The organism is Novosphingobium sp. FW305-C-111, from assembly GCF_058783565.1.
Genome location: NZ_JBYSYP010000008.1, coordinates 125,170 through 148,842, shown reverse-complemented (window position 1 = coordinate 148,842; position 23,673 = coordinate 125,170). Strand labels below are relative to the sequence as shown.

The following is a 23,673-nucleotide window of genomic DNA, read 5'->3' as shown; positions in this document are numbered from 1 at the left end:
AATCACTCGCCCCCCTCGGCGAGCGGGGTAGCGGTCGCGGCGGGCTTTTGCCAGATGCGAACCCAGTCGATCTCGAAACGTTTGGGGTATCCGTCGTCGCGCACCCCGCCGATCCCGCGCCCTTCGGCGAGCCGTCCGCCGATGGCGAGGTTGAGGATCAGGTGGAACTCCTTGTCGAACGGGGCACCGGGAGCTTTCGAGCCAGATGTCCACCACTCGTCCGCGGTGCGCGTGGCATAGGTCCGCCCGTCGAGCTGCCAGGTGATCTTCCCCGGCTCCCATTCGATGCCGAAGGTGTGGAACCCGTCGAGCACATCAGGTGCGTGAATCTCCTCGCCCTTGTGAGCGTTTTTGGGCCACCTGTCGCCGAAGTGAACCGTGCCCAGGACGGTGTCCTCCCGTCCCGTCGGACAGGTGGCGCACGGTACGCCAAGGTTCGTTACCTCGAGGATGTCGATCTCCCCCGATGCCGCCCAGGCGCCATAGTCCTCGTCTTCCGGGAGCATCCAGATCGCGGGCCAGGTCCCCTGCCCCTGCGGCAGCCGCGCGCGGACCTCGACCTTGCCATAGCGCCACGATGCCTTGCCCTTCGTGGTCAACCGGGCCGATGAAAAGTCCCGGGTGACCTTTGCCTCGGGCGTTGCGGAACCTCGCCTCAAGTGCTGCGGCAAAGCGTAGCCCTCGGTCCGCTCGTGCCGGGCCGTGATGACCAGCAGGCCACTCTCGACCGAAGCGTTGCGGGCGCTTTTTGTGTAGCACTGGCGCTCGTCGTTGCCGCCACCCCAGCAATCGACGTCGAAGCCCCAGCGTGAGCGGTCGAGCTTGTCGCCCTCGAACTCGTCGGCCCAGACAAGCGACCAGCCCGCATCGGCGGGCGCATCGCTTACCGGGGTCGCCGCGGCTAGGAACGCGATCAGGGCGTGGCTCACGCCGCTTGCTCCTCCGCGGTTCCGCAGTAGCGGGTGACGTACTCGCCGTGAGCGGGCAAGCCGGCAACGGTCTTGGACACGGACTCGGCGATGCCGCTCATCAGCCGCTCAAGTTCGTCGGCGCGCAGCCGCCCGGCGACGGGGTGCCAGCTTTGCGGCATGATCCCCTGCCCCATCATCACCTGGACCCAGCTGTTCTCGACAAACAATTCCTCGTTCTTGCGGAACACCCGGCCGGTTTCGCGGAACAGTTCGATCTTCTGGGCCAGGCTTTCGGGCAGCGGGAGCGCGGCGCAGTGCCGCCAGAATGGGGAATCGCGGCGCTGGGTGACCTTGTAGTGGAGGATCAGGAAGTCGCGGATCTGCTCCATGTCGGTGAACTGCTGGTCGTTGAACTCGGCGACGTCGCGCTCGCTGACCTGGTCAGCCGGAAGCATGCGAACGATCCGAAGCACGGCGCGCTGGATGAGGTGGATGCTGGTCGATTCCAGCGGCTCCATGAACCCGCCCGAAAGGCCCACGGCTACGCAGTTGCGATGCCACTGCTTGCGGCGGACACCGGTGACATATCGGATGAAGTTCGGCTCGACGAGGCGGTCGCCCTCGATCGTCGTGAACAGCCGGTCGAGCGCAGCGTCGCGGTCGAGATAGCGGCTGCAATAGACGATGCCGTTGCCCTGCCGGTGCTGGAGCGGGATGCGCCACTGCCAGCCCGCGTCATGAGCGATGGCGCGGGTATAGGGCACCGGCGCTCGGACGCTGGCGGTCTGCACGGCGATGGCGGAATCGCAGGGGAGCCAATGCGTCCAGTCGTCGAACCCGGCGTGAAGCGCGCCCTCGATCAGCAGGGCGCGAAAACCCGTGCAGTCGATGAACAGGTCGCCTTCGATCCGACGATCGCCATCAAGCCGCAGCGCGGCGATATCGCCGCTCTGGCCATCCAGTTCGACCTCGACGATCTTCCCCTCGATCCGCTGCGTACCTTCCGCCTCGGCCCGCTTGCGCAGGAACGCGGCGTAGAGCGAGGAATCGAGCTGGTAGGCATAGTTCATCCGATTGTCGGGAAGGTGCGCGAACTTGCCGTCGAGCGCGGCCTTCAATTCGAGGCAGTACGCGTCGTAGTCGTCGGCAAGCCCCATCTCGCGGGCGCGCATCCAGAAGTGCTGGAAACCGGCGGTCCAGTGATCCTTGCCGGTCGTGCCGAACGAATGGAAATACTGCTCGCCTTGGTCCTTCCAGTTGTCGAACAGGATGCCCAGCTTGAAGGTCGCCTGGGTCGCCCGCATGAACTCGGCCTCGTCGATGCCGAGCAGACGATTGAACAGGACGATCGGCGGGATCGTGCTTTCACCGACTCCGATGGTCCCGATGGCGTCGCTTTCGACCAGCGTCAGGTCGATGACGTCGCCGAGCGTGATCGCCATGGCCGCGGCGGTCATCCAACCGGCGGTGCCGCCACCGGCGACCACGACGCGGAGCTTGCCGGGCGCGCTCATCGCGACAGGCCCCTCAGCAGGCGGGCGCGGAGTTGCCCGGCGGTTTCGGCGGTCAGGGGCGCAAGAATGCCGCGGCCCTCGGGGGGAAGATGGTCGGTCACGTCGGCTCCATTCGTGAAGACGTAATGGTCGAACAGCGCCCGCCACTGCGCCTTGTCGGCATCTGGCAGGTCGCGCAGGGCGAGGATCGCGTGAAAAAGGGCTTCCTCGGGCTTGCCGAGGTGAGCCGGGGCATCGCGCCACCAATAATTGACGAGCACGTTGAACGGCTCCAGCCCCTCGACGTGATGCCACCACAGCGACGGCACGAAGAGCGCGTCACCAGGTTCGAGCTCCGCAACCAGCGCATGGTCGAGCGCCTCGCGGAAGCGAGGGTGCTTGTCGTAATCCGGCGCGCGGAAGTCGACCATCGAGACGGGGCGGCCCGCGGGTGTGTTATCGAGTGGCCCGGGGTAGAGATTGGCGAACTGCTCGGGCGGAAACAGGGTGAACCGCCGCCGCCCCACTGCGCAGACTGCAAGATTGTCGGGAACGTCGTTATGCGCGGCGATGCGGGTGCGGGTACCTATCCAGATGCTGGCGAGCGGCTGGCGCTCCCCCAGCGGCAGGAAATTGGCATCGCCCAGTCCGTCGAAATAGTCTGCAATGTCGATCGATGAGAGATAGATGGCGGGTGCAGCGAGATTGTCGCCATTGGCCGCCATTCCGTCGAGGAGTGCCGGCAAGGGACCCTGCGCCATGGTGAAGTTCATCGCCATGGCCTCGTCGTAGAACAGCCGGTCGCCGCCGCCCGGTCGGCCTATGTTCGCCGGGAAGCTGCGGTTGCGGGCATGGCGGACGAGGTACTCGCGCGCGCTTCCCGGGCTTTCCAGGCCGGCGCGGACCAGCGGCCAGTCCCCCGCCAGCCCTCGCGCCACGAAGGGCTCACGCGCCCCGGCCAGTCGCGCATCCAGCTCTGCCGCGGAAATGTGCTCTTCCGCCACGCGCGGGAGGCGTTCGAGGACAGTCGGCTCAACCACGGTTGCGCAAATTCTTGCGCCGGACCAGCTTGGCAAGATTGCCGAGCGAGGCCACCGCCATGTACAGTGGCTCGAGGTGCCCAGCCACATGGAGCTCCGCCACCGCGCCCGGCTCCAGCCCGCGCAGCTTCTCTTCGGAGACGAGGTGATAACCGACGAGACGCTGGGTCGTGCCGTTGTCGAGCGTCACGTCCATCGAGAACGGCTCGAGCAGCTCGTAACGGTCGAGCGCCGCGAAAAAGCCGGCGCTGGCCCGGTGACCTTCGTCGAGCGCGCCCAGCATTGCAGCGACCTGCTCGGTCAGCGGCGTGGGCTGGCCTGCATCGTCGAACACGCGGACGCCCTCTCCCGTTGCCGAAATGCGCGGACTTTCCATGTCGACATGGACCTGCGAGGCACCGGCGCCGCTCCCCGGGCGGCCGACGAGGAACGGCTGGACCGACATCGCCAGCGGCTTTGCCAGGGCGTCCCACTGGTTGCCCTCGAGAAAGAGGTTCTCGCCTTTCTCGAACCCGAAGAGCGCCAAGGCGCTGAAGCTGCGCGACGCCGGATCGAACCGGAACAGGATCGGGTATTCCGAGGCAAGACGGCGGAACTCGGCAGGGACGACCATGCTTGCCATCACCGCATCGCCCAGCGGCGCACCGGCTTCGGTGAGGACACGCAGCTGGCCGTGGTCAGCAGGATTGAGGATCTGATGCCTTGTCATGCGCGGGCCGGTTGCCTCGAAGGTTGCGCCGCCGTCGCAGCAGCGGACAGGTAGGAGCGATTGGAAGGGAGCGCCGCGAGAACGGTACGGGTGCGCTCACGGACTTCGGCCAGACGCGCCAGCGCCGTCGGCCCCGGCTCCGGAAGGCGCGACGGCGCGGCGAACCCCATGCCATAGAGCACATACTGCTGGCTCGCTGCGGAGAACACCTCATCGATCTGGGGAAAGTCTGCCTGCGACGGCGGCTGGTGGCGCCACAGTGCCAGGTTCTCGGCCAGCCGCGGCGGGATCGTCGCCGGATCTCGGTGGGCTTCCCAATAGGGCTCCTGCCGGTCGCTCAACACGTAGTGCAGCTTGAGGAACTCGACGATCCGCTCCCAGCGGTAGCGGAACAGCGCATCGAAGCGGCGCGCGAGGATCGACATGACTTCGCGGTCGGCGGGGAACTGGTCTGCCAGCGCACGAAGCGACAACTCGACCATGACGATGGCCGACGCCTCGAGCGGTTCGATGAACCCGGCCGACTGGCCGATCGCGAGGCAGTTCCCCCGCCAGAAGCGCTCGCGGTATCCTGTGCGAAAAGTCAGACGTCGGGGCTGGAGCGACGCGGTATCGAGCCCCCGAGCCGCGACATAGGTGCGCAAGGTCTCCTCAGCCTCGTCGTCACCAAGGAAGCGCGAGCTGTAGACGCAGCCGATCCCGCGCCGGGTCGGCAGGGCAATATCCCACAGCCACCCTGCGCCATGTGCCGTGCCGACGGTCTGCGAAGCTATCGCGCTGTCGGGCTTAACCGGCACCTGCACCGCCAGCGCGCGGTCGTTGAAAGAAACATCCGAACGGTCGATCCAGCCGGTGGCGAGATGCTTGTCTATCAGCAGGCCGGCGGAGCCGCTGCAGTCCAGGAACAGGTCGCCGGGCATCTCGGTTCCGTCGCGCAGAACGATGGAGGCGATTTCGTCACCGCCGTCGCCGCGAACCTCGGTCACGTGCCCGCGCACGTGGCGCACGCCAAGCCGTGCGGTTGCATGGCGGGTAAGCAGCGCCGCGAATTTGCTGGCGTCGAGATGGTAGCCATAGTTCAGGGCTGCGGCATAATCCGGCATGGCCCGCTGGCGCGGGGCCAGGTTCTCTCTGCACGCCGCCGCCTGCGGCGTCATCGCATCAGCGAATGAAGCACCGCCCGATGTTCCGCGCCACCCTACCAGCAGTTCCGCCATGTCCCCCGGCGGCGGCGGGGTGAACGGGTGCAGGTAGCTCGAACCGGTCGCCGCCTGCCAGCCATCGAAGCGTGAGCCCTGCTTGAACGACGCATCGCACTCGCGAAGGAACTCGGATTCGGAAATCCCGATTACCTCCAGCGTGGCCCGCATGGTCGGCCAGGTCCCCTCGCCCACGCCGATGGTCGGAACGTCGGGGGATTCGACGGGCGTGATCGACAGCCGCGGGTGGCGGGCTGCCAGATAGGCGGCCGAAAGCCATCCCGCAGTCCCCCCGCCGACGATGACGACGCTGTCGATCGAACCGGTCATTCTTCTTGCCTTCTCCCGCCCCCACGATGGGGAAGAAGGGCCACACCGGCAAGCGGCATGGCCCTTCCTTTTTGCTTACCCGAAAGGCTGGGCCTTCCCTTGATCAGAACGAGTAGCGCAGGCCCGCTGCGTAGCGCGCATAACCGGGAGCGGCGAAGAACACCGTCTGGTCGTTGCGCTGGTGGCCCTTGCGGTCGGCCTTGGTCACGTTGATCCCTTCGACGAAGGCGGTGAAGCCCTTGCGGAACTCCCAGCTCGCGCTGACGTCAAACTGGCCATAGGGATTCACGTAGTACGGATCGAACCCGTACCCGGCGAGGAACCCGTCGCGCCAGTTGTAGGCCACGCGCGCCTGGATCCCGTTCTTGTCGTAGAACAGCACCGCGTTCGCGCTGTCGCTGACGCCGGTGACCGCGAACTGGGTGGCGGTGTAGCGCAGGGTGTTGTCGAACTCGGTGTCGCTGCGGACGATCGTGTAGTTCAGGATCGCCCCGAAGCCGCTGTCCCAGAAGCTGTGCTGGATCGCGAACTCGAACCCGTGGAGCTTGGCGACCTGGTCGCTGTTGCCCGGCTGGGTGATCGTGAACACCACATCCGGATCGGCGGCCTGGCCGATGATTCCGGTCGGCGTGCGCACCCCGTTCACCGTCTCGAAGCGGACGACGTTCGGGTTGTTGACCGCAAGGTAAGCGAGGATGTCGCGGAAGCTGTTGTTGCCCGCGGCGCGCGCTGCGGCGACCGCGCTGCCCTGCGCCGGGTTGGGCAGGTCGAACAGCGGTCCCTGCGTCGTGACGTTGGCGATGAAGTTGCTGACACTCTTGTGGAAGAAGCCCACCGAAATGTAGCTGTCCTTGCCGTAGTACCACTCCGCCGACAGGTCGATGTTCTTCGACTTGTAGGGGATCAGGCCCGGGTTTCCGCTGCTCGCGGTGCTGCCACCGTTCGGCCGCAGCGGCTGGTTGACGGTGATGCCGCCCTGCATGCTGGTGTAGTCCGGACGGGTGATCGTGTGGCTGTACGAAGCGCGCAGCTTGACGTCCTGCATCGGCGAAATGTCGAAGTCGATCGCCGGAAGCCAGTTGTCGTACTCGCCCTTCAGCGTCGTGAAGTCAGAGCCGCCGGCAAAGCGCAGGCTGATCTCGTTGTCCGACACCCAGACCGTTCCGGTGGGCACCGGAACCAGCGCCGACGAGGTGATCTTGGTCTTCTCGTAGCGAAGGCCGAGACGCAGGTTGGCCGTCGTCTCACCCAGGTCGAACGAATGCGCCGACTGGATGTACGGCGAGATCGTGCGCTCGCGGATGCGGCGGTCGGTGCCGAAATTGGCAAGGCAGGTGCCCTGCACCGCGGCGCTGTTGCAGATCCCCAGCCGCGACTGCAGCAGGTTGATCAGCTCGGGCGTGTTGACCTGGAAATAGTTCGGGATGATCGAAGGATCATTGGCCCCTTCCATGCCGGCAAGGTCGGTCGACAGCGGGACGATGTTGTAAAGGCTGTCCGGCGTATCGGCGGCAGAAAGCGTACCGCCCCAGGTGTCGTTCTGGATCACGCCGAACGCCGAGCGGACCTTGTTCTCGGTATAGCTGACTCCGAAGTCGAGGCTGTCGATGAACGAGGCGTCGAAATCATAGCCGCCGCGCAGCGCGATCTCGTTGATCTCGTCCTTCATGTAGGCGTTGCGGAAGGCGTTGCCGGCCGGGCGGATGTTGCCCGCGGCGATCGACGCGCCCGGATACATCTCGACCGAGATCACCGGCATGTCGTGGGTGTAATCGACCCGCTGGCTCTTCACGCCATAGATTGCGCTGCCGACCGCGATGTTGCTGCCATAGGGCGAGGTTGGCTTGCTCTCGGCGGTCGAGTGGTGGCCGTCGAGCTCGAGGTGCAGTCCGCCGGGGCCGTCCCACTTGAGGTTACCGCCGAGCGAGTGGTTGATCGAGCGGTTGGCCGCGACGGCGCCGGTGATGGCGAGGTCCTTGCCTTCATTCGCACCAAACGTTTCGGCATAGAAGTTCGGGCCGGCAGCCGGGCCGTCGGTCCAGCTGCTCGAGGTATTGTTGTGGTTGAACCACACGCCGATGCTGTTGGTGCGGGCGTCGATGGTGTTCTGCGAGAAGGTGTAATCGAACACCGCCGAAAGGCTGTCGCTCGGCTTGAACTGGAGCACGAGCTGGCCGTTGATCCGCTCGCGGTCGATGTCGGTGAAGTCGTACCCGGCGTTTTGCGTCACCTGATAGGTGTCGGTCGCGTCGGGACGGTTGGTGATCTGGGCAAAGCGCGGGTCGCCCGGGAAAGCGAGCGAGCCCCAGTTGTTCTCGTTGCCGAGATAACCTTCGCGCCAGCCCGCGTTGAACTGGGCCAGGCTAGCCTTGCGGCGCTGGTAGGACCCGGCAAGCAGGATGCCGATGGTATCGTCGGCAAAGGTCTGGCTGACGATGCCCGACACTTCCGGGGTGATCTTGGTGTCTTCGAAGGTGTGGTCGAGCACGCCCTTAACGGCGATGCTGCCCTGGAACCCCGGACGGTCGAGCGGGCGCGGGGTCTTGATGTTGATGACCGAGCCGATCCCGCCGGTCGGCAGCGAGGCACGACCCGACTTGTAGACTTCGACGCCGGCGACGCCTTCGGCCGCGAGGTTTGCGAAGTCGAAGCTGCGCGAGGCCGGCGCTTCACAGCAGCTGCCAAGGCCCGATGCCGGCATCTGGCGGCCGTTGAGCAGAACGAGGTTGAAATCGGGGCCGAAACCGCGAACGGTGACCTTGGACCCTTCACCGCTGTTGCGGTCGATCGACACGCCGGTAATGCGCTGGAGCGACTCCGCGAGGTTGGTGTCCGGGAACTTGCCGATATCCTCGGCGGAGATCGCATCGACGACGCCCTGTGCACTGCGCTTGACGTTCATCGAGGCGGCAAGGCTGGCACGGATGCCGGTGACGACGATGGCCTGGCCCTCATCGGCGGACGCTTCCGCATCGGCTGCGGCATCCTGCGCGAACACGGGCTGTGCGCAGAGTCCCATCGCGACCACGGACGCTCCCATCAGAAAGCGTCCGGCAGCCGTCTTGCGCATTGAGCTCATCAGTATCCTCCCCTTGACCACACGAGTCGGCCCGCGGTTCCGGGCCTGTGTGAACGTTCACTAAATGATAACGTTCACTTGGTCAAGTCTTGCTCCTTAACCCGGCGCTTTGGAAATGCCCCCGCACCGCTTGTTTCCTCGACCATTCGGCTAGAAACTCCCCGCAAACAAACGCTTTCGCTCGCGGAGACGCGATTGCGCTGCCCCACCTCGTCGCAGACGGGAAATGGCGAGGAGCGCGGGATCCTCCGGGTATCAAGCTCCGCTCGTCACCGCGCCTCGACGCCAATCGCGTCCAGCGACCATCCGCCGCCAAGCGCCTGGTACAAGCTGATCCGCGCGTTCAGGGCGTCAGAGCGAGCCTGGATCAGCGCCAGTTCCGCCGCGAGCAGTCCTCGCTGCGTATCGAGCTGCTCCAGCAATGGTGAGTAACCCTCGCGGTAGCGGTTGTTGGCCAGCCGGTACGCCTCGGCCAGTGCGTCCCGCTGGGCGGTCTGGACCTGCACCTGCCGGTCGAGACCGTCCACCGCCGCGAGCGCGTCGTTGACCTCACGGAAGGCCGTCAGCGCAACCTTGCGATAGTTGAAGGCGGCGGCATCGCGCTGGGCCGCGGCGGCCTCCGCCCCCGCCCTCAGGCGCCCGCCCTCGAACAGCGGAGCAAGAATGCTGCCGCCCACAGAAAAAAGTGCGACCGGATCGCCGAGCAGGGTGGAAAACGCCGCGCCGGCCGACGCAGAGAGGCGCAGCGAGGGCAGGAACCGCTTGCGCGCCGCCGCGAGGTTGCTGTCGGTCGCGGCGAGCTGGAACTCCGCCTGCGCCAGGTCGGGCCGCCGGCGCAGCAACTCGGACGGCAGAGCCTCGGGAAGCGGTGGCTTGGTCAGCGCAGCGAGGCCTTCTGCCCGCTCGACGGGACCGGGCACGCGCCCTGCCAGTACGCTCAGGGCGTTTTCCTGCCGGGCACGCGCCTGCTCGATCGCAGGCACCAGAAGCAGCGCCGCCTGGTAGTCGACTTCGGCCTGCTGCAGCTCGAGCTTGGGCGAGTAGCCGATGCGGACACGCCGCGCGATCAGGTCGCGCGAACCCTTGCGGACCTCGGCAGTGCGCTTGGCCAGTGCGAGCCGGTCGTCGAGCGCAAGCAGCGTGACATAGGCGTTCGCCGTCGCCGATGCCACGGACAGCCGCGCCGAGTCCCGCGCCGCCTGGCTCGCCAGCCAGCTGGACCGCGCCGCGCTTTCCTGGTCGGAAAGCCGGCCGAACAGGTCGATCTCCCACGCCGCCTGCAACTGCGGCTGCGCCGCCAACTGCTCGACGGGCTTGCCGAACGCATTGATCGTGCGCGACTCCGTCGCGCCGACGGCAGCATCCAGCGTGGGCAGGAGCGCCGACCGGGCGAGGCCCTGCTGGGCCTGCGCCTCACGGACCCGGGCTCCAGCGATGCCGATATCGAGATTGCGCGCGAGGGCTTCGTCGATAAGCGCCGACATCTGCGGATCGCCGAAACCGCGCCACCATTCGGCGTCGATTGGTACTCCGGGGCCAAGGTCGACCCGCCAATCCGGCGGAGGCACGACTGCGGGAACCTGCGCGGTCTCAATCGCCGGACCGGCGCAGCCCGCGAGCAGCGCAAAGGCGCCTGTGAGGAGGAGGAGCCGCCTCATGAGCCGGTGTCCACGCGCGCCTCGACCGACATGCCGGGTCGCAGCCTTCTCGCAGCAGGCTGGCCAGGGTCGACCTTGATGCGCACCGCGATGCGCTGCGCCACCTTGACGAAGTTGCCGGTCGCGTTGTCAGCCTTGAGCACCGCGAACTCCGAGCCTGCAGCCGGCGCGATATTCTCGACATGGCCGGTCAGTTCCTCGTCGCCCAGCGCATCGACCGTGAACCTTGCGGGCTGACCCTCAGCCATGCGGGCGGTCTGCGCTTCCTTGAAGTTGGCGATCACCCAGATCTCGTCGGGCACGAGGAACAGGAGCTGAGTGCCGGCCGTGACGAAGGCACCCAGCCGCACCCCGACCTCGGAGAGCTGACCATCTTCAGGCGCGCGAATGACGGTGTTGTCGAGGTCGACCTGGGCCGCCTGCAACTGCGCCCTGGCGGCCTCTACGGCTGCCTGCAATCCGCCCCGACCGACGAGCACGCTCCGCACATCCTGCTCGCCTACGCCGCGCGCTGCTTCTGCTTGCGCCAAGCCGGCTTCCGCCGCCTGGAGCGCCGCGCGGGTCTGATCCCGCTCGCGTTCCGAGATCGAGCCATCGCCGACCAAAGCGCTGGCCCGGGCCATATCGGCACGGGCCTTGGCAAGCTGCGCCCGCGCGTTGGCGATGGCCGCGTCCTGCCCGCCCAGCGCGGCCTTGCCGCGGCGCTCGCTCTGCTGTGAGTTGGCCAGCGCCGCCTCTTGCGCGGCGAGGTTGGCGCGGGCCTGCTCGACCCTGGCGCGGTACTGGCGCTGGTCGATCACCGCGATGGGCTGGCCCTTCTTGACCCGGGCAAAATCCTTGACCAGCACCTGCGTGACATAGCCACTGACCTGCGGGCTGATCACCGTCACCTTTCCGCGGACATAGGCGTTGTCCGTCGATTGCGAGAGCCCCCTGAACGGTGGCAGGTGCCAGGCGTAGAGGATCGCGACGATGGCCCCGATCACGGCGAGGATGATGACGGCCAGCCGTGCCTTGTTCGGGCGCGGCGGCTTCCAACCGTCGTCGCTCGAAGTCGCCGGCTGCGCGCTCTCTTCCTCGATTTCCTCGGGAATTGCCGCGGGTGGCGGGACGGTAGCCGTATCGTTCATTCGGATGTCCTTTGGGATGGATTGGCGGCCGCAGCCGCAGCGCCCTGTTGCAGGCGCTGGAGTTGGAGGAGCGGCGATTCCTCGCCGCTGCGACGGATCCGCCAGCGGATCAGGATGGACCAGAGCACCGCGATCATCGCGAGCACACCGATCAGCAGGAACACGTCGTTGAAAGCGAGGATATTGGCCTCGCGGGTCACCTGCTGCGACAGGATCGCTGCGCCTTCGGCACCCCGCAGCACCGGGTCGCCCACCGTCCGCGCAACCAGCCGGCCGCCGGCGGCAATGCGCGCCGCGACCTGCGGATCGGTCATCACGATCGACTGGACGAGCTCAGCCGAGTGCATCTTCTCGCGCACGACCTGGAACGTGCCGAGCAGTGCGCCGCCTGCCAGTCCGCCAAGCGCCTGGCTCATGCTGAACAGGACGATGAAGCTCACGAAATTGCGCGGACCAGCCAGCAGCGTCCGCGCGAGGCCGATGATCATCGCTTGGCTGAGGAACAGGATGCTGGCAAAGCCGATGAGCGCCTGGCTCAGGTACATGTTTGCGGGCCGCGTCAGGTTGGTCGCGCTGGAATCGAGGAACGCGCCGATCGCGATCAGGATCAGCGCGACAGTAATCGGCCGCGCGACGTTGGCCGGGTTCAGCGTCAGCAGCGCGGTGAGCAGCCCCGCAATCGATGCTGCGATCACGACGAGGTTGAGGCCGACCATCTGCTCGTTCGTCATGCCGACCACCGTCAGCAGGCCCACCGAGCCGAACGCCTGCTCCGACAGCAGCACGCGCACCGCCGCGGCTATGGAGATCAGCCGCACCATCTCGCGCGTGCCCAGCCATCGCGTGTTGATCAGGGGGTTGCGGCGGAAATGCTCGAAGATGAATGCGGCAGCCACCATCGCCACCCCGCCGGCGAGCGCGTATCCCATCCACGGCCGCGACGTCCACCACTCGATCCGGCCTAGGCTCAACACCGCGATGAGCAGCGACATGCCGGGAACGAGCAGCGCAATGCTGACCGCGTCGCCTTTCTCGAACACCTTCATCCGCTCGCTCGGCGGCAGCGGCAGTGCGAGGATCCCGGCGAGGCAGGACAGGCCCAGCCCCAGCTCGAACCAGTAGAGCATGTGCCAGTCGCCCGACACGAGCAGGCTCGGCGAAATGACCCGAGCGAGCGGCGTCGCAATCTGCGGGACGGAGATGCCGATCATCAGGCCGGCAAGCCGCTTGGCCGGCGGCATCGCCTGCATCAGGTAAAGCACGGTAAGCGAGGACAGGCCGCTCCCGGCGAGGCCCCCCGCCGCCCGCACTGCAATCGCCGACCAGAACCCGTGGACGAACAGGTGAAAGACGGTCGCGACGACATAGATCGCCAGCATCCAGCGAATGAACGGCTGGAGTCCGAACTGCTGGCGATATTTGACCAGCACCAGATTGGCCATGGTATTCGTCATCAGGTAGGCGGCGGTCAGCCAGCTCGCCTCGTCGGGGCCAAGCCCGAGGGTGCCTTGCGCGAACGGCAGGTTCACCGCGACAAGGGCGTTGCCAAGCCCTCCGGCCAGCCCGATCAGGATGCCAATGGCGAAATACGCGGACCTGCGGCGAGCGGGATGATCGGGGTTGGCCGGCGAACCCGGAAGTGTCGGCCGCTCATGCGGCTTGAACTCGTAGGCCGCAGCCTCCGCCATGCTGTTCCCCGAATATGGCCCCCCGCCAGCCTTCCGACCGGCTCCTGAAGAGGGGTGTTCGGGGTCCACAATCGTCCGGAAACAGCGAGGTTCCCGGGGCAAGCACCATTCAAAACGTGCAAGCTGTCAGTCCCGCAGAGACATGTTCCTGCCGTGACCAAAAATATTCAGCGATCCCAATAACGTGAGCGGTCGGGGGCCTTTTTCGCCGTCCCTCCCGCTTGGGCGCCGCCCAAAAACTAGCGGGCGAACGCCCCGGCAAACTCCTTGCGCAATTCCGCCTTGAGCACCTTTCCCATCGCGTTGCGGGGAAATTCGGCAAGGACGTGGACCGCCTTCGGCTGCTTGAACTTGGCCAGTCGCTCCTTCGCCAACGCGTCGATAGCCGCAGGATCGAACGCCGGATCATCGGCCGTCACCAACGCGACGACCGCCTCGCCGAAATCCGGATGGGGCACGCCGATCACCGCGACGTCGGACACGCCGGGCAAGTCGGCGAAGAGAATCTCGAGTTCCGCCGGATATACGTTGAACCCGCCCGAAATGATCAGGTCTTTGGATCGGCCGGCTATGGTCACCCGACCATCGGGGTCCTTGAAGCCCGTGTCGCCGGTCAGGAAGAAGCCGTCGGCGCCGAAAGCCTCTGCGGTCGCTTCGGGGCGGCGCCAGTAACCGGCGCACAGGTTCGGGCCTTTCATCTCGATTTCACCGACCTCGCCGGATGGCAATTCGCCGCGCCCTTCCCCACCGACGATGCGAAGCGATACGCCGGGCAGCGGATACCCGACCGTGCCGGGGACGCGGCCGGCGGGTTCATAGGGATTGGAGGTGATCATGACCGTCTCGGTCATGCCGTAGCGCTCGAGGATCCTATGGCCGGTGCGATCCTCGAAGGCGGTGAACACCGACGGCAGCAGCGGCGCCGACCCGGAGACGAACAGGCGAATGTTCCTGACCGCGTCCCGGGTGAAGTCGGCCCGGTCAAGCAGGCGCGTGTAGAACGTCGGTACGCCCATGAAGACCGTGACGCCGGGCAGCAGCGACACCACCTTCGCCGCGTCGAACTTGCCGAGCATCTTCACCGTCGCGGCGCTGTAGAGGCCGAGGTGCAGCGCCACGAACAGGCCATGGGCATGGAACAGCGGCAAGCTGTGGAGAATGGTGTCCGCATCGCTGAACCGCCAGGTCTCGAACAAGGCGGCGACATTGGAGGAAAGGTTGCCATGCGTCAGCATCGCACCCTTGGGCCGGCCGGTCGTTCCCGAAGTGAACAGGATCGCGGCGAGGTCGCTTGCCGCCATGTCTTCGACGGCCAGGTCCGGCTCCAGCGACAGCGCAAGATCGGTCAAAGAGCCTGAACCGTCCGGCTCCAAGGTGGCCCGCGCCGGTCCCTCGCCAGCCGGCGGCACGGCAGTCGCGGCGGCGTGGACCAGCAGCACCGGCTCCGCATCCTCAAGTAGCAGTGCGACTTCGGCTGCGGTGTAGGCGGCATTCATCGGCACGAAGATCGCGCCTGACGCGAGGACGGCGAGATAGGTAAACACGAACGCGGGAGAGTTCTCGGTCTTCACCATCACCCTGTCGCCGCGCGTCACGCCGAGCTGCGCGAGCGCCGCCTTGTACTGCCCGACCCTGGCGGGAAGCTCGCCGAAGGTACACACGGGCGCGCCGTTCCATTCCAGCGCGACCTTGTGCTCGCGACCGGTCTGGCGGGCGTAGAAGATCGAAACGAGATTTTCGGACATGTTGACCGCACCCTGATGGAAAATGGAGGGCTGCTGCAAACGCGCCCCGCGCTCGCCGCATAGGCCGCGACAGGCAATCCCGCAAAGGCCTGCCTCTCACAATGTGAAACAAGGGCGAGAGGCCGGCGCGCGTCAACGCCGGCCTCCCCGGGGCGGAGGGAGCCCCGATCAGAAGTGGACGGATGCCGTCACTGAAAATTCCCGGCCTCGGTTGTAGACCCCTTCGAATGCCTGGATCGCATCGACCAGGATGCCCGACATCAGGAACCGCTTGTCGCCGATATTCTTCACCGTCCCGGTGAACCCGTACTTCCCGTCTGCGCTGGTCCACCCAAGGCTCGCGTTGAACAGGCTATAGCCCTTCTGCGCGATCTGTGGCGTATTGAAGGTGTTGTTGAAGAACCTGCTGCGATAGGCCCAGTCCACGTGGGGGCGCAGAGTCGACCCTCCGGGCAGCTCCCACTCGTAAGTCATCGCGGCGGACGCGGTCCACTTCGAGACACGCTCGAACATGTTGTTCTTGGCGATGAAGGTCGTCGCGAAGTCGATCTTGTCATAGCTCGCGTCGGTCAGGCCCAATGCGCCCTCGACCAGCAGGCCGCGCACCGGGCGCAGCTGCGCCTCGGCCTCGAACCCCTTGATCGTCGCGCTGCCCGCATTGCGGAACACCGGCGCGACGCTGGTGAAGACCTGGACCTGGAGGTCCTTGTAGTCAGTATAATAGGCCGAAGCGTTGAGCGTGAGTAGCCGGTCCGGCGACTGATACTTGATGCCGGCCTCATAGGCATCGACCTTCTCCGGGGCGAACGAGGGGATTGCCTTGACCGGATCGGTGATCGGGGTGGTCACTCCGGGAATGATCGGCGGGAACACGCGCTGGCTGAACCCGCCGGACTTGAACCCGCGCGACCATGTTGCATAGGTCATCAGGCTGTCGCTCGCCTGAAACGCGAGGTTTACCATCGGCGTGAACTCGCCGAAGTGAACCTTCGCCTCGACATCCGGCAGCACCCGCGTGCCCGCATCGAAGATTGGCGAGTTGAATGGCACCCCCAGAAAAGCGGCGCGGTTGGCGATGATCACCTGGTCGGGGTGGAAGGCCTTGTTGTCGCGGGTGTAGCGCATGCCGGCCGTCAGTTTGACCTTGTCCCCGATCTTCAGCGTACCCTGGCCGAATGCGGCGAGGCTTTCGTTGCGGAACGATCCACCCGACCGGAACTGGCTGATCACGAACGTCAAGCCGTTCGTGTTCACTCCGCTCTCGCGGAAATAGTAGGCGCCGAGGATCCACTCGAGATTGCCGCCAAAGCTCTTGCCAAGGAGTTGGAACTCCTGGCTGAACTGCTTCTGGTCGATCTTGTCGGTGAACTGCGCGATCGTGACCGGCGAGCCGTCGCCGTCGCGGGCGAAGTCGCCGTCGAGCTTGCGGTAGGCGGTGATCGACTTGAGGTCGATGTCCGGCCCCAGCTCGAAGGTGTTCGTCAGGCTGACGCCCCAGATGTCCGAGTTGGAATAGCTCGGCGCGGTCCCGGCGTTGCGATCTGCCCCGAGCACGTAGCGGTTGTCGTAGCACCCGGCCACGGAGAGGTTCAGCGGCGCAGCCGGGATGGCGCAGGGAAAGAACCCGTTGCCCGCGACGACGTTGGCGATGATGTTATTGATGTCCGCGAAGGGCGGCGTGTTGGGATCGGTGGTCTTGCCGAAGTTGATCCCGATCAGGCTCATCGCCGGGCCATTCTCGCGCGCGGTGGTACCGTCGAAGCCGAGATCGACACGCCAGGTTTCGGTGGGCTCGAGGCGCAGAGCGAGGCGTCCGGCGAAACGGTCGCTGTCGCCGAGCTTCTTGCCGTCGAAGGTGCGGGTTACATAACCGTCCTGGCCGAAGTACCCGCCCGAGACCCGCAGAGCCGCCTTCTCGCCGAGCGGCAGGTTCACGGTCGCCTTGCCGACCAGCAGGTTGTCGGTGCCGTAAGTGACAGAGCCGTCGAAGGAGAAGGTGTCTTCGGGCACGCGGGTCGTAACGGAGATTGCGCCGCCGATGGTGTTGCGGCCGAACAGCGTGCCCTGCGGCCCGCGCAGCACTTCGATGCGCTCGAAATCGACGAGGTCGAGGATCGCACCGACCGAACGCGCGACATAGACACCATCGACATAGACCCCGACACCGGGCTCCACGGTCGGCACGAAGTCCTGCTGCCCGACGCCGCGGATGTAGATCGAAGCGCTGTTGCTCGCGCCGGAAAACGACGGGTTGTTCTGCAGGGTCAGGTTGGGTGTCACCTCGGCGAGGCGATCGGTCGACTGGATGCCGCGCGCCTCGAGGCCAGCACCTGAGAAGGCGGTGATCGAAATCGGCGTTTCCTGCAGCGATTCCTCGCGCTTGCGCGCCGTCACGGTGATTGGCTGGTCTAGCGCGGACGCCTGGTCCTCTTCGGCCTGCGCAGCGCCGTCCTGCGCGTGCGCCGCAAGCGGCGCAAAGGCCAGCAATGAGGCCGTCATCAGGAATGGCCCGCGAAGGCGGCGGATGGATGCAGTCATTGGATAACCCCCCTTAGGTCATTGTTATGTCGTGAAGTTGGCCGCTCAGGCAGCGAGCGCCGCGCGGCCGGAAAGGAAGTCCTGAGCCGCGGCCGCGTCGTAATACCAGGGCGCGATCGACTTCGGATCGTTGAAGCTGTTGGCCATGATGTGCGCGAGCCCCGCGTCGCTCTCCGCAGTCTTGAGGATCTGGAGCATGTGCTCGGGCGGCTGGCCAAGGGTCTGGTTGGTGTAGGCAACCGGATAGCGAGCGTAATCCCAGTAGGTCTCGAACACCGCTTCCATCCACGCCCGATCGAACGGCGCGTCGCCGCGCGCCGCGATGGCATCGAGATAGATCTTGGCCGACTTGGCAGCGTTGTTCGAGCCCTGCCCGGTGAGCGGATCGTTGAGGCAGATGACATCGCCGATGCCCATGACAATCGCCCCGCTCGGCAGAGTGGCGACAGGGTGCTTGACGGTCGGCGTCACCCGCCCGCGCAACACCGCGCCGGGATCGGTCAGTTCGAGATGTCCGTCGATCCGCTCCGCCTCGATCGGAAAGTAAGTCCGCAGCAGGTGCTCGCTGACTGCGAGGTGATCTGCCGGGGTCTTGACCTCGCCCCACAGGTCCATCGGTCCGCCGGGAATAGCCTCGATGGTGAAGATTTCGCAGCCGCCCGACAGGGTCAGCCCGGGGAACGAGACGAACTCGCCGATGCCGGGATTGATATTGATGCAGATTGCCGGGACGCCAGGGCGCGGACGAAACCGGTTGACGTAGGTCAGCGCCAGAACCCGCTGCGGTGCGGTGTACGGTGACCGGGCGGCATCGCGTTCGAACAGCGCTCCGATCTCGCCCTTGCCCGCGGCAATGACGGTCAGGTCATGGGACGCAGCGAGGCGTTCGAGCGCCTCGACCCCGGCATCCTCGATCACGAAGTCGCCGCCGAGTTCGACGAAGCGGTCGATCCAGCGCGGCATTTTCACGCGCTGGTCGATCGACTGGCCGGGCTCGTCCATCGCGCCCTGCCAAAACAGCATGACATTTCCGTCGCTGTCCGCGATCCGCATTTGCGCGCCGGCATATTGCGGTGCCTCGTCCTGCCAGTAATCGATCCCGAGTTCACGCTCGAGCCCTAGCGCCATGCCGTACATGGACTGGCTGGACAGCACGGTACCCGCAGCGATCTGAGCGCCGGTTCGATTGGAAACCATCGTGACCTGATGGCCGGCCATGAGCAGGCCGATGCCAAGATGCAGGCCGGACTGGCCGGCACCGACGATTGCGATCTTCGCCATGTTCTATCCCCATTCACGCTGTGCTGCGATTGGGGACAGGCTATGCGGTCAGGCTTTCGTCACAATCCGCTGGGGGCAAGCATTATCCGCTGGCGGCAAGTCGCGCGTCAGCCGCGGCGGCGGCGCTGGAGCGTCTCGCGCGGTGTCTCGCCGAAGCGCTGGCGATAGCTCGCCGCGAACCGGCCCAGGTGTTCGAAGCCCCAGGCGAGCGCCACGCCGGTCACGTTGACCTCTTCACCGCCGGACAGCAGCTCGCGGCGCACCCGGTCGAGCCGGATTTCGCGGAGCAGCTGGAGCGGCGACATCCCGTGGGCACGCTGGAACTGGTGGTGGAGCGTGCGCAGGGGAATGCCGGCGACTTCGCCCAGACTTGCCGTATCGACCGGCTCGGCAGCGTGCGCCTCGAGGTATTCGCGCACGCGCCGCACCGCCTCGCTCTCGCAGCCTGCACTGGCCGCCGCTCCAACCGCCAGACTGTGATCGCTCGGCTGGAGGAACAACAGTGCGCCCATCAGCGTCGTTTCGAGATGCGTCTCGAGCAGCGGCGAAGCGGACGTTTCGCCCCGCCGCAGCGCGGCAAGCGCAGCGCACAAGTGGTCAACCAGCAGTTGGCCAGCGGGACTCGACAGCTCCAATCGCGGGCTGAAGCGCACCGCATCGCGGATCGGCTTGCCAAGATAGATCTCGACGAACCGCTCGAACAAAGCACGCTCATAACGGAGCACGACCTTGCGGCAGTCACGGCTCCAGAACATCTCCAGCGGTTCGACCGGGTTTTCGACCGAGGCGGTACCCGGGGCATAGGCAGTGTCGATTCCGCCTAGTGTGACCCGGGCCCGCCCAGCGACCGGGATCTGGACCAGGTAGAAATTCTCCAGTCGCCCCGCATCGATCAGCACGTCGGCTCCGTACTGCATCTCGGTGATCGAAACGGCCTTGCCGCAGCGCATGCTGGCGATCCGGGTATCGAGGTCAGCGCGGGCGTTGACCAGCAACAGCGTGTGATCGCAGAACATCTGGCCGACATGGCCGCGCACCTCGTCGCGGTCCTCAGAGCGGAAAATCCGCCCCGCGCTCGCGGTGAGCGCCGCCGGGAACAGGCCGTCGATCTCCTGCATGGACTGGGAACGGAACATCGGCGCGCCTCCACCAGAAAACGTCGATCGAAAGTCAATTGGTTTTCCTCTATTGGGGCACGATGTCAATCGGCCAGGCCGGTTGCGCAAATGGGATAGTCCACTGCCCCGAGCGGATTCCGAGCTCAAATCTCACATGACAAGAGATGTGCACGATCCGGATAAGCGGAAACGGGGAGACATCGCCATGATTGACGCCTTCAAGGAAGGTATGCGCCGCCTTGCCGGTGCGGTCACCATCGTCACGACGGGAGAAGGCGACACGGCGGTGGGTCTCACGGCCACCGCGGTCTGCTCGCTGAGCATGGAGCCACCGAGGCTGCTCACCTGCGTCAACCGGTTCGGAGCCACTTTCCGGGCGCTTGCACCGGGGGCGCGGTTCTGCGTCAATCTCCTTGGCGCGAATGAGCAGACGATGGCTGAACGCTTTGCGGGCCGGACCGGCCTGACTGGCGCGGACCGCTTCGGCGGCGGAAACTGGACCAGCGAAGACGGCTTCCCCCCGCGGCTATCAGACGCGATTTCGACGATCGGTTGCCGGGTTCATTCGATGACGCTGGTCGAGACACACGCGATCGTCATCGGTGCGGTGGAGCACGTGTGGAACCGTGCCGACCTGTCTGCACCGCTGGTCTATCACTGCCAGCAGTTCAGCACCCTCCGCCCGATCAGCTGACGCCGTCATCTCGATTCATTTTAAGCTTGAAATAAATTTTCACGCTGCCACTATCAGCCCGCCATTGCACGGCGGCGGCAAATCGGGTCCGATGGCCGCCGGACAGGACAGGAGGCGTCGGTATCATGGCTGCAAACGAAGTGCTGTCGGGACTGCTGGGCAGCATTGCCGCGGGCGGGATCAAAGTCGTCGACCTAACCGAAACGCTCACCCCCGAGTACCCGACTATCACGCTGCCGCCGGAATTCGGCCAGGCCTCGCCGTTCGTGAAGAATGAGATTTCGCGCTACGATGATAACGGGCCTGGCTGGTACTGGAACAACTTCACGATCAGCGAACACACCGGGACCCATTTCGACGCGCCTATCCACTGGGTCACCGGCAAGGACGTGGAAAACGGGTCGGTCGACACAATTGACCCGGCGCGGTTCCTCGCACCGGTCTGCGTGATCGACTGCACCAAGGAAGTGGCCGCCAACCCCGACTTCATCCTTTCGGTCGAAGTGCTGGAGGCCTGGGAAGCGAAGCACGGCCGCATCCCGGCGGGAAGCTGGGTGTTCCTGCGCAGCGACTGGCGCAAGATCGCCGACCCGGCCAACTACACCAACCTCGACGAAAACGGCGCCCACTCCCCCGGCCCCGATGCCGCTTCCACCTTGTGGATGATCGAGCAGCGCGACGTGCTCGGCTTCGGCACCGAATGCGTCGGCACCGATGCCGGCCAGGCTTTCCTGTTCGAGCCGCAGTATCCCTGCCACCACTACATGCACGGCGCCGGGAAGTATGGCCTCCAGTGCATGACCAACCTCGACCTGCTGCCGCCGACCGGCGCGGTGATCGTCGCGGCGCCGCTCAAGATCGACAACGGTTCCGGCAGTCCCTTGCGCGTCCTCGCCCTCGTTCCTGCCTGAGATAGCCAGTGGCCGAACGCTCGTTTGCAAAAGAGGTCGAGAAGCTGCGGATCGGCGCGGGCGAGGAATTCGCCGGCGAAGGGATTCTCGCGGTCACCAAGGCGCTGCTGCAATCGGGCATTTCCTATGTCGGCGGATATCAGGGCTCCCCGATCTCGCAGCTCCTCGATGTCCTGTCCGACGCGCAGGAGATCATGGGCGAGCTTGGCGTGCGCTTCGAGGCTTCGGCCAACGAAGCATCGGCGGCGGCGATGCTGGCGGCGAGCGTCAACTACCCCTTGCGCGGTGCGGTGGCGTGGAAATCGGTGGTCGGCACCAATGTCGCGTCCGACGCGCTGTCCAACGTCGCCTCGGGCGGGGTCACCGGCGGCGCGCTGATCATCGTCGGCGAGGACTACGGCGAGGGCTCCTCGATCATGCAGGAGCGCACCCACGCCTTTGCGATGAAGTCGCAGATGTGGCTGCTCGACCCGCGCCCCAACCTGCCCTCGATCGTGCGGATGGTCGAAAAGGGCTTCGAGCTTTCGGAAGCCTCGAACACCCCGGTCATGCTCGAACTGCGCGTGCGCTCGTGCCACCTTTACGGCCGGTTCGAGGCGAAGGACAACGTACGCCCCGCCTTCGGCCTGAAGGACGCGATGGAAAACCCGCGCCGCGATACCGACCGGATCGTGCTGCCCCCGGCGAACTTCCTCCACGAGCGCGAGAAGATCGCCCAGCGCTGGCCCGCCGCGCAAGCATTCATCAAGGAGCACAAGCTCAACGAGTTCCTCGGCGGGCACCTCGGCGACGTCGGGATCATCGTCCAGGGCGGCATGTACAACAATCTGATCCGGGCGCTGGAGCTGGTTGGCCTCGCCGACAGCTTCGGCGACACCGAGATTCCGATCTACTGCCTCAACGTCGCCTACCCGCTGATCGACAGCGAGGTCGCCGGCTTCTGCGCCGACAAGAAGGCGGTGTTCCTGATTGAGGAAGGCCAGCCCGAATTCATCGAGCACAACGTCAACACCATCCTGCGCCGCGCCGGCCTGCAAACCGTGCTGGTCGGCAAGGAATCGATGCCGCTGGCGGGCGAGTACACCGGGCAGGTGGTTAAGGACGGGCTGGTCCGCTTTCTGCGCGAACATGCCCCCGCCCTCGCCGCGAAGGCTGCGTTGCCGCCGGCGGTGGAAGGCTCGAACCACATCCCGCTGGCCGATGTCGTCCCGCAGCGGCCTTCGGGATTCTGCACCGGCTGCCCCGAGCGGCCGATCTTCACCGCGATGAAGCTCGTCGAGAAAGAGATCGGCGAGTTCCACGTCTCCGGCGACATCGGCTGCCACATCTTCTCGATCCTGCCGCCCTTCAACCTCGGCAACACGACGATGGGCTACGGCCTCGGCATGGCCGGGGCAGCGGCGTTCCAGGCGGATTCCGCGCAGCGCACCGTCTCGGTCATGGGTGACGGCGGATTCTGGCACAACGGCCTCACCTCGGGCGTCGGCCATGCGGTGTTCAACAAGGACGACGGAGTCACCGTGCTGGTAGACAACGGCTACTCGGCCGCGACCGGCGGGCAGGACATCCTCTCCAGCCGCGCCGAAAATCGCACCCGCACCACCAAGCACCCGATGGAAAAGGCCATTCGCGGGGTCGGCGGCGAGTGGGTCCGCACCGTGCGCAGCTACGATCTCGACGCGATGACCCGCACCCTGACCGAGGCGATGACCACGGACTTCAAGGGGCCCAAGATCATCATCGCGGAATCGGAGTGCATGCTCAACAAGCAGCGGCGGGTGAAGCCGCTGTTCAACGCTGCGGTCAAAGGCGGCAAGCGCGTGGTCAAGGAACGCTTCGGAGTCGATAGTGACACCTGCACCGGCGACCATTCGTGCATCCGCCTGTCGGGCTGCCCTACCCTCACCCTGCGCGAAAACCCCGACCCTTTGCGCGAGGACCCTATCGTCCAGGTGCTCGACGATTGCGTCGGCTGCGGCCACTGCGGCGAGACCGCGCACGCCGCAGTGCTCTGCCCCAGCTTCTACCGTGCCGACATGGTGTTCAACCCGACGCGGTGGGATCGCCTGCGCCAACGGGTGCGCGATGCAGTCATCGGCTTTTTCCAGAACCGCGCCGCCAGGCGTCGTGCGCTGACGGCATTCTGACC

At 65.8% G+C, this 23,673-nt stretch carries 16 protein-coding genes; 3 read left to right on the top strand and 13 right to left on the bottom strand.

Annotation, left to right across the window (positions count from 1 at the left end; translation table 11 throughout):
• Nucleotides 1–2: 2 nt before the first annotated feature.
• The 13 genes from AC3WLD_RS11240 to AC3WLD_RS11180 all read right to left on the bottom strand — a co-directional run bounded on the left by AC3WLD_RS11240 (nt 3) and on the right by AC3WLD_RS11180 (nt 19,937).
• Complete coding sequence (locus AC3WLD_RS11240; RefSeq protein ID WP_492557049.1) at nt 3–929, bottom strand: glycoside hydrolase family 16 protein; 927 nt, start codon at nt 927–929, stop codon at nt 3–5.
• Nucleotides 926–2,425, bottom strand: a complete 1,500-nt coding sequence (locus tag AC3WLD_RS11235; RefSeq protein WP_492557048.1) for a tryptophan halogenase family protein — start codon at nt 2,423–2,425, stop codon at nt 926–928. The genes AC3WLD_RS11240 and AC3WLD_RS11235 overlap by 4 nt, the downstream gene beginning before the upstream one ends.
• Entirely contained in the window at nt 2,422–3,444 is a 1,023-nt protein-coding gene (locus AC3WLD_RS11230) for a cupin-like domain-containing protein (RefSeq protein ID WP_492557047.1), read from the bottom strand. The genes AC3WLD_RS11235 and AC3WLD_RS11230 overlap by 4 nt, the downstream gene beginning before the upstream one ends.
• On the bottom strand, nt 3,437–4,153 hold the full coding sequence (locus AC3WLD_RS11225; RefSeq protein ID WP_492557046.1) for a SapC family protein: 717 nt from the start codon (nt 4,151–4,153) through the stop codon (nt 3,437–3,439). Before AC3WLD_RS11225 ends, AC3WLD_RS11230 begins: the two co-directional genes overlap by 8 nt.
• Complete coding sequence (locus tag AC3WLD_RS11220; protein ID WP_492557045.1) at nt 4,150–5,682, bottom strand: tryptophan halogenase family protein; 1,533 nt, start codon at nt 5,680–5,682, stop codon at nt 4,150–4,152. The genes AC3WLD_RS11225 and AC3WLD_RS11220 overlap by 4 nt, the downstream gene beginning before the upstream one ends.
• Before the next feature lie 103 nt (nt 5,683–5,785).
• Nucleotides 5,786–8,761: a TonB-dependent receptor gene (locus AC3WLD_RS11215; RefSeq protein ID WP_492557044.1), complete on the bottom strand. Its 2,976-nt coding sequence runs from the start codon at nt 8,759–8,761 to the stop codon at nt 5,786–5,788.
• A 269-nt stretch (nt 8,762–9,030) separates the two neighbouring features.
• The gene (locus AC3WLD_RS11210; RefSeq protein WP_492557043.1) at nt 9,031–10,419 is read right to left on the bottom strand and encodes an efflux transporter outer membrane subunit; all 1,389 of its coding nucleotides are present in this window, start codon (nt 10,417–10,419) and stop codon (nt 9,031–9,033) included.
• A complete protein-coding gene (locus AC3WLD_RS11205) occupies nt 10,416–11,549 on the bottom strand; it encodes an HlyD family secretion protein (RefSeq protein ID WP_492557042.1) in 1,134 nt (377 codons plus the stop codon). Before AC3WLD_RS11205 ends, AC3WLD_RS11210 begins: the two co-directional genes overlap by 4 nt.
• Nucleotides 11,546–13,237: an MFS transporter gene (locus AC3WLD_RS11200; protein ID WP_492557041.1), complete on the bottom strand. Its 1,692-nt coding sequence runs from the start codon at nt 13,235–13,237 to the stop codon at nt 11,546–11,548. The genes AC3WLD_RS11205 and AC3WLD_RS11200 overlap by 4 nt, the downstream gene beginning before the upstream one ends.
• Before the next feature lie 239 nt (nt 13,238–13,476).
• A complete protein-coding gene (locus AC3WLD_RS11195) occupies nt 13,477–14,982 on the bottom strand; it encodes an AMP-binding protein (protein WP_492557040.1) in 1,506 nt (501 codons plus the stop codon).
• Between the two features lie 168 nt (nt 14,983–15,150).
• Nucleotides 15,151–17,520: a TonB-dependent receptor gene (locus tag AC3WLD_RS11190; protein WP_492557039.1), complete on the bottom strand. Its 2,370-nt coding sequence runs from the start codon at nt 17,518–17,520 to the stop codon at nt 15,151–15,153.
• A 45-nt stretch (nt 17,521–17,565) separates the two neighbouring features.
• Nucleotides 17,566–18,801, bottom strand: coding sequence for a styrene monooxygenase/indole monooxygenase family protein (locus AC3WLD_RS11185; protein ID WP_492557038.1), 1,236 nt, complete (start codon nt 18,799–18,801; stop codon nt 17,566–17,568).
• 107 nt (nt 18,802–18,908) lie between these two features.
• Entirely contained in the window at nt 18,909–19,937 is a 1,029-nt protein-coding gene (locus tag AC3WLD_RS11180; RefSeq protein ID WP_492557037.1) for an AraC family transcriptional regulator, read from the bottom strand.
• 187 nt (nt 19,938–20,124) lie between these two features.
• On the opposite strand from AC3WLD_RS11180, the gene AC3WLD_RS11175 reads away from it, so the two are divergent.
• The 3 genes from AC3WLD_RS11175 (at nt 20,125) to AC3WLD_RS11165 (ending at nt 23,671) form a co-directional block, all read left to right on the top strand.
• Nucleotides 20,125–20,613 carry a flavin reductase family protein gene (locus tag AC3WLD_RS11175; protein WP_492557036.1) on the top strand — a complete coding sequence of 163 codons (489 nt, stop codon included), beginning with the start codon at nt 20,125–20,127 and terminating at the stop codon, nt 20,611–20,613.
• A 125-nt stretch (nt 20,614–20,738) separates the two neighbouring features.
• On the top strand, nt 20,739–21,524 hold the full coding sequence (locus tag AC3WLD_RS11170) for a cyclase family protein (protein WP_492557035.1): 786 nt from the start codon (nt 20,739–20,741) through the stop codon (nt 21,522–21,524).
• Nucleotides 21,525–21,532: 8 nt separating this feature from the next.
• Entirely contained in the window at nt 21,533–23,671 is a 2,139-nt protein-coding gene (locus AC3WLD_RS11165) for a thiamine pyrophosphate-dependent enzyme (protein ID WP_492557034.1), read from the top strand.
• Nucleotides 23,672–23,673: the final 2 nt, after the last annotated feature.

Coding starts and splice junctions, on each gene's coding strand:
- AC3WLD_RS11235 (WP_492557048.1), bottom strand. CDS start 2,425: ATGAGCGCGCCCGGCAAGCTCCGCGTCGTGGTCGCCGGTGGCGGCACC.
- AC3WLD_RS11225 (WP_492557046.1), bottom strand. CDS start 4,153: ATGACAAGGCATCAGATCCTCAATCCTGCTGACCACGGCCAGCTGCGT.
- AC3WLD_RS11220 (WP_492557045.1), bottom strand. CDS start 5,682: ATGACCGGTTCGATCGACAGCGTCGTCATCGTCGGCGGGGGGACTGCG.
- AC3WLD_RS11215 (WP_492557044.1), bottom strand. CDS start 8,761: ATGAGCTCAATGCGCAAGACGGCTGCCGGACGCTTTCTGATGGGAGCG.
- AC3WLD_RS11210 (WP_492557043.1), bottom strand. CDS start 10,419: ATGAGGCGGCTCCTCCTCCTCACAGGCGCCTTTGCGCTGCTCGCGGGC.
- AC3WLD_RS11205 (WP_492557042.1), bottom strand. CDS start 11,549: ATGAACGATACGGCTACCGTCCCGCCACCCGCGGCAATTCCCGAGGAA.
- AC3WLD_RS11200 (WP_492557041.1), bottom strand. CDS start 13,237: ATGGCGGAGGCTGCGGCCTACGAGTTCAAGCCGCATGAGCGGCCGACA.
- AC3WLD_RS11195 (WP_492557040.1), bottom strand. CDS start 14,982: ATGTCCGAAAATCTCGTTTCGATCTTCTACGCCCGCCAGACCGGTCGC.
- AC3WLD_RS11190 (WP_492557039.1), bottom strand. CDS start 17,520: ATGACTGCATCCATCCGCCGCCTTCGCGGGCCATTCCTGATGACGGCC.
- AC3WLD_RS11185 (WP_492557038.1), bottom strand. CDS start 18,801: ATGGCGAAGATCGCAATCGTCGGTGCCGGCCAGTCCGGCCTGCATCTT.
- AC3WLD_RS11180 (WP_492557037.1), bottom strand. CDS start 19,937: ATGTTCCGTTCCCAGTCCATGCAGGAGATCGACGGCCTGTTCCCGGCG.
- AC3WLD_RS11175 (WP_492557036.1), top strand. CDS start 20,125: ATGATTGACGCCTTCAAGGAAGGTATGCGCCGCCTTGCCGGTGCGGTC.
- AC3WLD_RS11170 (WP_492557035.1), top strand. CDS start 20,739: ATGGCTGCAAACGAAGTGCTGTCGGGACTGCTGGGCAGCATTGCCGCG.